The organism is Micromonospora sp. NPDC049060 (assembly GCF_040649055.1).
GTDB lineage: Bacteria > Actinomycetota > Actinomycetes > Mycobacteriales > Micromonosporaceae > Micromonospora > Micromonospora reichwaldensis.
This window is the reverse complement of sequence record NZ_JBEZEV010000031.1, coordinates 18953-28248: the sequence shown is the minus strand read 5'-3', so window position 1 is coordinate 28248 and position 9296 is coordinate 18953. Positions and strand designations below refer to the sequence as shown.

Sequence of the window (9296 nt, the reverse complement as noted above, 5' to 3'; positions counted from 1 at the left end):
ACATCGTGACCATGAGCCACCGAGCCATCGCTCTCCGCAGAGAGAGTCCACGACCGCCGATTCCACTGCCAAGATGTCTCCCAGAATTCGGGACACGAGTGGCGCCCGCGTGGAATCCCAGATCCGGCCGATCCCGCGGGTGATCGGGCCGCCCCGACGGGCCCCACCACGGCAGACGTCCCGCCGCGCGATCAACGGGTCCGATGTGGGCACCCGGCGACTGTCAGGTATCGGGCAGCTCCCCCGGCCGCCGGCGGCCGGTCGCGTCGGCAGCGTTCGCGCCGGGACTGGAAAGCGCTTACCATCTTCCATGCATCGACGGGATTGGATTGCTGGCGGCCTCGACGGGGTGGTCACGCACCCCTCCCGCCGCCCCGCGCCAGCCGAAGGAGCCACATGACGTCCCCCGACACGCACAGACACCCCACCCGTCGACGCCTCGGCCTGGTGGCCACGGCCGTGCTGGCGCTCGTCGGCGCCGCCGTGGCCGTCGGTCCGCGACCCGCCGCGGCGGCCACGGTCGACCCCGGCGCCACCTACGTCCTCGTCAACCGACACAGCGGCAAGGCCATGGACCTGTGGGGCTGGTCCACCGCCGACGGCGCGCCGGTCAACCAGTTCACCCGCAACGACCTGGCCGTGCAGCAGTGGCGGTTCGTCGACGTGGGCGGCGGATACCACCAGATCCGCTCGGCGCACAGCGGCAAGGTGCTGGAACTGCCGAACGCCGAGGACGGGGTCCAGCTCGTCCAGAACACCGCCGCCAGCGGCAACACCCGGCAGCACTTCCGGCTCGCCGACTCCGACGGCGGCCACGTCCGCCTCGTCAACCGGCACTCCAACAAGGCGCTGGACGTGTGGCAGTGGTCGACCGCCGACGGCGCGATGATCTCCCAGTACCAGGACCTCGGCGGCGCCAACCAGCAGTGGCGGTTGGTCAACCTCGGCTCCGGCGGCACCGGCTGCGGCAGCGGAACGTTCCACGCCGAGGCGGTGCTCAGCGGCGGCACCTGGACCGCCCGCAACGGCGCCAGCACGGTCTACACCGGAAGCGACATGCGCGCCGCCGTCCAGGCCGCCGTGAACAGCCTCAGCGCCGGGCGGACCAGCAAGCAGCGCGTCGTCGTACGCGGCTCCGGCTCGATCAGCGCCGGCTCACGGATCTCCCTGCCCAGCCACACCGCGATCGACGTCTGCGGCACCATCAACGTCACCGGCTCGGGCAGCGGCGACCAGGCGCCGATCTACTCCCGCGGCACCAGCGACATCGAGGTCGGACACCTCACCGTCACCGGCACCCCGCTCTACGGGATCTTCCTGCGCAACGTGACGAACGTCGTCCTCGGCCGGATCGACATGCGGCTGGGCGGCGGGCTCGGGATCCGCATCGACAACCGCGGGGACACCAGCCAGTGGACCCGCAACGTCCGCATCGACAGCGCGTACGTCTCCGGCGCCAGTTCCCACGCGGTCGAGACGTACGGCGTGGACGGGCTGACCATCGGCACCGTCACGGCGCGCGACGTGGGCGAGTCGGGTCTGCTGCTCAACCAGACGATCAACGCCACGGTCACCACCGTCGACGCCGAGAACGCCGGCGCCGGCACCGGGTACGCCGCCTTCCGGATGGCCAACCGCAACGGGCGCGTGGGCTCCGGCTACCCGACCAACATCCGGGTGGGCACCGTCCGGGCGCGCGGCGGCGGCCGAGGGATCTTCTGCGTCTCCGAGTCCGGCGGAGCCGTCATCGACCGGGTGGACATCGCCAACACCGGCAACAACGCGATCCTGATCGAGAACTGCCAGAACGTGGACATCGCGGCCGGCGGCGGCACGATCAGCGGCGGCGGCGAGGTGCGGCTGGCCGAGCGCACCGAGTTCCCCGGCAACCGGGACATCACGCTGCGCAACTTCACCCTGGTGAACAGCCGGATCGTGGAGAACCCCTGCGCGGACAACCTGACCATCAGCAACGTCGGGCTGAGCAACTCCACGATCGTCCGGTGCTGAGACGGGGCGGCCCCGGCGCGCTCGCCGGGGGCCGCTCCTGCCGTCCGGCGTCAGCGGTCGACCGTCGACGCCGGGTCGACGGCCGCTGTGCCGGCCAGGGTGTGATGGCGGTGGGTAGGTTGAGGCCGCTGGCACAGGCGAGCAGACCGGCGGTGGCGCCGACGATGATGGCGGCCAGGGCGGCGATCGCGAGCCAGAGGCCGCGCGGTGACCGCCATCGACACCACCGGCGGCCGGTGGATCGTCATGATCGAAGCGCCGCGACGGCGGCGGGTGGGCGCTGCCCGGCGGCAACGTCGAGCCGGGCGAGACCGCGGCCGACGCGGCGGCCCGGGAGCTGACCGAGGAAACCGGGCTGGTCGTCACCTGCGCCGACCCGCGGGTCGAGACAATCGATCGTCAAAAAGTCCCGAAGTCACGGCAACGTTTGCTGGAGTCGAGAGCGTAAGTAGTGGCCGTGAGATTGAAGCTCAGGGTGCGGGTGGCTGATGCATGATCGCGAGGACAAGGAGGTGACGGCCTTTGTGCGGGCGCGGTACGGAGCGCTGCTCCGGACCGCCTTCCTGCTGTGCGGAGACCGAGGGAAGGCCGAAGATCTGGTCCAGACAACGTTGGCCAAGACGGTTGTGGCATGGCCTCGACTGCAACGCTCGGAAGGCGTCGATCACTACGTCCGGCGCATTCTGGTCAACACCTTCGTGACCTGGAGGCGGCGCCGATCCTGGTGGGAACAGCCCTTGGGCCGGCTGGTGGAGGGTCAGGCACGCGACGAGTACGTGGGGGTGGAACAGCGGGACCTGCTCCGCCGGGCGTTGGACGGGCTGCCAGCACGACAGCGTGCCGCCGTCGTACTGCGCTTCTACGAGGACCTGTCCGAGCAGGACACGGCGCACGTACTGGGTTGTTCGGTCGGCACGGTCAAGAGTCTTTCTTCAAGGGGTCTGCAGGCTCTGCGTAAGCAGTGGGTTGGGGCCGACGCGGTTGCTGATGAAGAGGTGCGCTATGCGTGACACGACAGAGTTGCGTGACGGCCTGGCGGATCTGGCCGAGTCGGTGGTACCGACCGCGGGCTATGAAGGCAAGATCATGCGGCGGGCAGAGCGGCGTCGCGGGCGGCGGCGTATCACCGCCGCAGCCGCAGCTGCCATGTGCGTGGCGGTGCTGGTCGCGATGTTTCGGGTTGTCGGATTCGGGCCCGCACCGCAACTCGCTGCACCGCCGCCGGACGGCCCGTTTCTGGGCTGGTCCCCGGTGGGAGACGTGGACGCTGGCCTGGTAGATGAGGCCACCAGCGTCTGGGACCGTACCAACTCGGCAGGCCCGCACACTGATGTTCGGGCCCTTGTCGCGACGCGCCATTCACGCCTACGCTCGACGGTGGTCGTGCTGCAGGGATACGACAAGCAGGGCGACGCGCGGTTGGCGTTCTTCACCGGTGATCTTGGTGCGGCGGACGCCTTGAGGATGAGGGTTGATCGGCCGGCGCCCGACCCGGTGAAGACCCAGGTGATAAGCCTGGTCAGTCCACGGTTGTCCGGAGCCGCCGGCGAGGTCAGTCATGACCCTGCGGGCACCTACGCCATCGCCATTGCCGTGCCGGGCGTGACAGCGGTGCGGGTGTCGAATACCGCAGTCGATGATGAAACGGTCCAAGAACCGGACGGACCCACCAGTCGCCTTGTGGTAAAACGATTCCCGCTCGCTGCGACCGCGCAGACGACGACGATCGCGGGGTTCACCAAGCCGAAGCGACCGTTCGCCAGCCTCACGAAGGTGTTCGAGGTACCCGGAGAGGACGGCGTGGACGGCGACGCGCGGGCCGTACCCGCTGAGGTGGTCGGCAGGAGTGGCCAGCAGATGATCGTGGCGTTCCCGAAGGACCAGGGAGTCCGGCAGGGGCAACTAGCCGTGGTCGCCGAAGGTTTGGTGGGACGCGTAACGGCAGTCGATGCCGTCCGCGGCGAAGCCACTGTCGACCTCATTACCAGCACCGGTTTCACCGGCCAGGTATACACGAATATCAGTAATGTTCCGGGTTCCGTACGTGGCACCGGCGAAAAGCTGGTCATGGAAGGCGTTCCCGCAGACGGTGAGGTCTACCAGACCAACCGTGTCTTGATGCCGGATCCGTCCCAGCAGAGCAGCCAGGTTGGCGCTGTCACGATCGGGCGGGCGTCTGCGGACAAGGCGGCAGGCGCGACCACGGTGGAGCTTACGCCGACAGCCGACCTTGCCAACCTGACCAGATTGTCGATCATGACGCCATCCCCAGGCTGACGGCAGCCCGCCGACGCAAGGATGCGCGGAGGCGACTCGCCTCCGCGCTGAGGCGAAACGGATGGGTGTACTCGATACCGCAGCAGGTGCACCAGGCCCGGAACAGCAGACTGGTCGCGGTGTCGACGGAGCTTGGTTCCACCTCGTAGCGGATGCCGTCGATCTTGTCCAAGAAGCGGGAGGATCCCGCAAGCCCTGCGGCATGACTCGAGCAGGCCCATCCGATCCGGCGCGTCGGCCTACTCGCCTCCGCTCGGTGGGTGCCTGGCGACGACGTCCGCGAACAGCTCGGGGTCCGAGTGCGGCATGACCGCCCAGTGCAGGTCTTCGGCGGAGTCGATCAATGAAGCGTCGGGCGCATCCTGTTGACGGGTGTGGTCCTCGATCAGGTGCATCTGCACCACTTTGGCGGTGCGCCGGATGGCGTTCGCGATGTCGCCGGCGGTGATGGCGAGAGGGCTGGTGATGCTCTCGCCGTCCCGATCGACGTAGAAGCCTGCCTGCTTGTCGAGGTTGCGCTGCTTGGCTGTAGCCGTGAACGTCTCCAAGTCGGGACGCTCGTAGTACTCCATCCGCCGGTCCAGGCTCCAGAACCCGGCGAGCCCCGAGGCGAACTGCTCAGCCGCCTGCAGCTTCTCCGCGTGCGGCCGTCGGGTCGAGCGCAGGCCCTCCGGCACGATCACGTCGCCCGCGGGCCTCGGTTCGAGGCCGTAGAGGCCGAGCGGCGCCGTCCACTGGTGCTCGGCCGCCTCGTACAGCCAGCGCGCCTTGGCGAGTTCCTCCATGGCGAGCACGATCAGCGCCTGCGCCCGGCCGGGGCTGTCATGGGAGGCGAGGAGCGCCGCGTCCTCGACCAGCGCGACCGTGTTCGCCATCAGGGACTTCCACCACCGCCGCGCGAAGTCCGCGGTGATGGTCTCGGGTTCCTTCTCGCTCGTCTTCGCCATGATCCAAGTATCGGCGGAGGCTCGTGCGCTGATACGTGAAACGACGTCGTGTCGGCGGTGATCCAAGCCGCCATCAGGGACGCAGATGGTCGATCATCACCCGTTCGACGCGTCGATGAGCCCCTGCAGCGCGTCCCTCGTCGTCGTGAGCTCAGCGATGCGGCCGTCGTACGTCTGGAGATGCTCCATGAGCAGCGGAACTGCGCACGGTTCGAGGCGGTCGGTGTCGTGGATGCAGTCGAGGAGCTCGCGGATAGCCTCCACGGGCAACCCTGCGCTGAGCAGCCACCGGATGGAGCGGACCTGCTCGACGACGGACGGGTCGAACAGGCGCTGGCCGGCGGACGAGCGCTCCGCGGCGATGAGGCCCTGGTTCTCGTAGTGACGCAGCATCCGCGGCGTGGCCGACGTGAGAGCCGCGACATCGCCGATCCGCAGTGCCGTTCCCTGGGTCGCGCCGCTTGCCCCTGCCACTGGTGTCAACTCCTACGGTCGCTTGCATGACCACATCGATCACTCTGTTCAATGGTAGGGCGGCCGAGGCGGCGGACCTCGCGCCACTGGCCTTCGCCGGGTTCGCCCACTTCACCGCGATGCAGGTCCGGGACCATCGTGTGCGGGGGCTGGACCTGCACCTGGCTCGTCTCCGGGAAGCCAGCGACGAGCTCTTCGGCCGCCACCTGGCTGACGAGACGATCCTCGAGCAGATGCGCAGCGCTCTGGCGGCCGCTCCCCCGGACGCGTCGCTGACATGCTTCGTCTCCTCGCGGCCGGGAGAGTTCGCCCCCGCTGGGGACGACGTTGACCTCGACGTGCTGGTGAAGGTCACCGATCCCGCGACTGCGCCGTCCGGACCTCTCTCGCTCGACGTCGTCGAGCACGAGCGGCATCTCCCCCGCGTCAAGCACGTCGGCGAGGTGTCCAAGACGCTCCTGCTCAGGCGCGCGAGCGCCCGGGGCTTCGACGGCGCCGCGTTCGCCGACCGATCGGGTCGGCTGAGCGAGGCCACCATCTGGAACCTCGCCTTCTGGGACGGAGAGGCCGTTATCTGGCCGTGCGCCGAGGTCCTCCCCGGCATCACGATGCAGATCCTGACGCGCCGACTCGACGCACTAAGAGTCCCGCAACGGACGCAGGAGGTCAGGCGCGGCGAGCTCGGCGGGCGTCTCGCGGCCGCGGTGATGAACTCGTGGACGCCGGGCATCGCGGTCGCGCGACTCGGCGACGAGCCGCTCGTTCAAGACCAGGAATTCCTGCGCATTCTGAACGCTGCCTATGCCGAAGAGCCTGCGGTCGCCCTGTGATCGTCGAGAGCGCTGTGGTGTAACGGCGTGGGCGGTCACCCGCTCGTGACCGCCGGCCATCCGGGTTGGGCTGGCCGCAACGACCTGATCTTGCCCAACCCGTCGTAGCGTGAGCGGCAGCCGTACCCGCACGTGGAGCTGATGCTGGCGGCCGCGGCGGACGCGGACGATGAGCAGCGGTGGCCGATCCACCCGCGCGGACTGGTCAAGGTCCGGCCGACACCGCGTTCCGCCGGCAGCGACCTCGCAGCGAAACAGGACGCCGCGCGGCGACATGCCGCTGCCGTGCGGGCCCGCCGCGGGACCCGCGACGAGCTGGCCGGCGCCCGGGTACTGCTGGTCGACGACGTGTTCACTACCGGCGCCCAACTCGATGCTGTCGGCCGCAAGCTGCAGCAGCGCTGGGGCGCCGACCGGACGGTTCGGACGGGGCACGGACGCCGCGCGGGCGACCGTGCCCCGTCCTCCCGCCCTGGGCGCTCCCGGCCCCGAAGGGGGCGGGACCGGGAGCGCCCGGACGGAGCGCGTCGGTCAGCCCGCGGCGGAGCGGAAGACCGGGTAGTAACCGCCGGACTGGCCGGCCGCGGTCGGGTGGTACGAGACGCCGAGGGTGGCGAAGTTGAGGGCGTGCAGCCACTTCTCGCCGTAGCTGCACAGCTGGTGCCCGACGAACTGCGCACGCACATCGGCGAACTTGAAGCCGGCGGCGACGGCGGCGCTGCGGGTGATGTCGTCCACCAGGTTGATGCCCTCGTTGATCTTCGCCCGCGAGGTGGCGCTCAGGCCGGCGCAGACCGTGCCGAGCTGGTAGAAGACCGGGTAGCCGACGACCACCACGCGGGCGTTCGGCGCCCGGGTCTTGATGCCGTTGTAGACGTTGCGCAGCAGGCCGGGCAGCTGGGCACGGGCCTTGTCCTCGGCGGCCTGCACGGCGGCCACGCACTGCGTGGTGCCCTGGAGCACGCAGGTGGACATGATGTTGGCGAAGCCGACGTCGTTGCCGCCGACCGTCACGCTGACCAGCGTGGTGGTCGAGCTGAGCGCCGACAGCTGGGTGTTGATCACGCTGGTGGTGGTGGCACCGGAGCAGGCGACCGAGCGGTACGACGCGGGCTTGATGTTGGCCGCGTACAGCGCCGGGTAGGCCCTGGTGCTGCGCTGGCAGGAGCCGCTCTCGCTGGTGTAGCTGCCGGCGCCCACGCCCGAGGCGTACGAGTCACCGAGCGCCACGTAGCGGTCGGTGGCGGCGGCCTGGGCGGGGGCTGCCATGGTGAGGCTGACGCCGAGAGCCGTGGCCAGGCTCAGGGCGAGGGAAACGAGACGGGTTCTCCGCACGTCGCAACTCCGGGGGTAGAGGAATCGAGTGCGAGATTGATATCACCGAATATTCGCGAACGAAAGATCTTGCCGGAACATATAGGGGTGCCGGTAAAGACCTACCGGGTTCAGGCGCCGACACCGGTGCTCCACAGGGGTCGCGCGCGTCCCGACCGGGGTCCCGACCGCGGGGTGCCGCGAGTCGCGCGGCCCGGCGGAGGCGACCCCGGTCGGGGCGTACGCGGACGGGGCGGACCTCAGCGGGACGCGCCGCCCCCACCGGTGGCCGTCGCCACGAACATGGTCTGCACCTGATCGGCGGCGTCGAGCCCGGGCACGGCGTGCGCCCGCACGTCGACGAAGCCGGCCCGGCCCAGGGCGGCCCGCCAGCCCGCCACGTCCAGCAGCGGGGACGCCGGCACCCGCGGCTCGTCCTCCGCGTGCCGCCACCAGCCCTCGGCCAGGCCGAAGGTAAGCGTGTTGTAGTCGAGGCGGCTGGTCATCTCGTTGATCACCAGGATGCCGCCGGGCTTGAGCAGCGCGTGGCAGTGCCGCAGCGCGGCGGAGATCCGCAGGGTGGCGTGCAGGACGTTGCTGGCCAGCACGACCTCCATCGAGCCGGGTTCGAAGCCCTGGTCCTCGGGCGCGCCCTCCACGTTGTAGCGGGCGAAGTCGACGTGGGGGCGGTCGACGCCGAAGCGCTGCCGTCCCAGCCGCAGGAACGCGGGCCCCACGTCGGTGTAGAAGTACCGCAGCCGCTCCGTCCGGTCCGTCAGGGCGTCGAGCACCGGGCCGCTGGTGCCACCGGTCCCCGCGCCCACCTCCATGACGTGGGCGTAGGACCGCGGATAGCGCCGCAGGAACTGCCGGACGTGCTCCCGCACCCGCGCCGCGCAGAGCCGGTTGTAGAAGTCCAGCTGGACGTTGTCCCGGTAGATCGCGGAGACCAGGTCGGCGGAGCCGCCCGGGAAGAGCACCTCGTTGGCCGGCCGGTCGCCCCGCACCACCTCGACGAGCTGCGTCTGGCAGGCGACCAGCAGCGGCACGTACCCGGCGGCCTCCGGGTGCTCCCGGCGCAGCGTCGCCGCCGCCGCGTCCACCGCGTCGTCCCCGGCGAACCCGGCCGCCTCGGCGACCCGTCCGGTCACGGCGAGCCCGTCGCCCTGCCGACGCAGCAGGCCGGCGTCCGCCAGCAGGTCGAGCAGGGCGTCGCCGAGCCGCTGGTAGCCGGGAGCCACCGCGAGCCGGGCCAGGATCTCCTCCCGGCCGGCGACGGCCCCGGGGGCGGGCAGGACGCCCGCGGCGGCCAACCGGGCCGCCAGCAGCCGCCGCCCGAAGTCCGTCACCGCCTCGAAGGAGGTACGGAACCGCGCGTGGCGTTCCTGGTCCACGTCCACGAGCGGCTGCGGCGTCGCCTCGACGTCCGGTGCGGTCACGATGC

General features: G+C 70.3%; 8 protein-coding genes and 1 pseudogene. 5 read left to right on the top strand and 4 right to left on the bottom strand.

Translation table 11 applies throughout. The annotated features are described in order from the left end of the window. Window positions 1–396 precede the first annotated feature (396 nt). The 4 genes and pseudogenes from AB0B83_RS14425 (at window position 397) to AB0B83_RS14410 (ending at window position 4287) form a co-directional block, all read left to right on the top strand. Window positions 397–2010: an RICIN domain-containing protein gene (locus AB0B83_RS14425; RefSeq protein WP_357578578.1), complete on the top strand. Its 1614-nt coding sequence runs from the start codon at window positions 397–399 to the stop codon at window positions 2008–2010. A 207-nt stretch (window positions 2011–2217) separates the two neighbouring features. Beyond that, window positions 2218–2371 (top strand): annotated as a pseudogene (locus AB0B83_RS14420) (NUDIX domain-containing protein); the annotation flags it as partial. A gap of 127 nt (window positions 2372–2498) precedes the next feature. Beyond that, window positions 2499–3020 (top strand): SigE family RNA polymerase sigma factor, encoded by a 522-nt coding sequence (locus AB0B83_RS14415; protein ID WP_357578577.1) that lies wholly within the window; start codon window positions 2499–2501, stop codon window positions 3018–3020. Next, window positions 3013–4287, top strand: a complete 1275-nt coding sequence (locus AB0B83_RS14410; protein WP_357578576.1) for a rod shape-determining protein MreC — start codon at window positions 3013–3015, stop codon at window positions 4285–4287. The genes AB0B83_RS14415 and AB0B83_RS14410 overlap by 8 nt, the downstream gene beginning before the upstream one ends. 239 nt (window positions 4288–4526) lie before the next feature. On the opposite strand, the gene AB0B83_RS14405 is transcribed toward AB0B83_RS14410, so the two are convergent. After that, window positions 4527–5234, bottom strand: coding sequence for an AbiV family abortive infection protein (locus AB0B83_RS14405; RefSeq protein ID WP_357578575.1), 708 nt, complete (start codon window positions 5232–5234; stop codon window positions 4527–4529). Between the two features lie 96 nt (window positions 5235–5330). Further along, window positions 5331–5708, bottom strand: coding sequence for a MerR family transcriptional regulator (locus AB0B83_RS14400; protein ID WP_357578574.1), 378 nt, complete (start codon window positions 5706–5708; stop codon window positions 5331–5333). 26 nt (window positions 5709–5734) lie between these two features. Here AB0B83_RS14400 and AB0B83_RS14395 point away from each other — a divergent pair, with 26 nt between their 5' ends. Continuing rightward, the gene (locus tag AB0B83_RS14395) at window positions 5735–6538 is read left to right on the top strand and encodes an aminotransferase class IV family protein (protein WP_357578573.1); all 804 of its coding nucleotides are present in this window, start codon (window positions 5735–5737) and stop codon (window positions 6536–6538) included. Window positions 6539–7069: 531 nt separating this feature from the next. Here the strand turns inward: AB0B83_RS14395 and AB0B83_RS14390 are convergent. Together AB0B83_RS14390 and AB0B83_RS14385 are read right to left on the bottom strand one after the other, a co-directional pair. Further along, window positions 7070–7873, bottom strand: a complete 804-nt coding sequence (locus AB0B83_RS14390; protein WP_357578572.1) for an SGNH/GDSL hydrolase family protein — start codon at window positions 7871–7873, stop codon at window positions 7070–7072. Between the two features lie 239 nt (window positions 7874–8112). After that, window positions 8113–9291, bottom strand: coding sequence for a class I SAM-dependent methyltransferase (locus AB0B83_RS14385; RefSeq protein WP_357578571.1), 1179 nt, complete (start codon window positions 9289–9291; stop codon window positions 8113–8115). Window positions 9292–9296 lie beyond the last annotated feature (5 nt).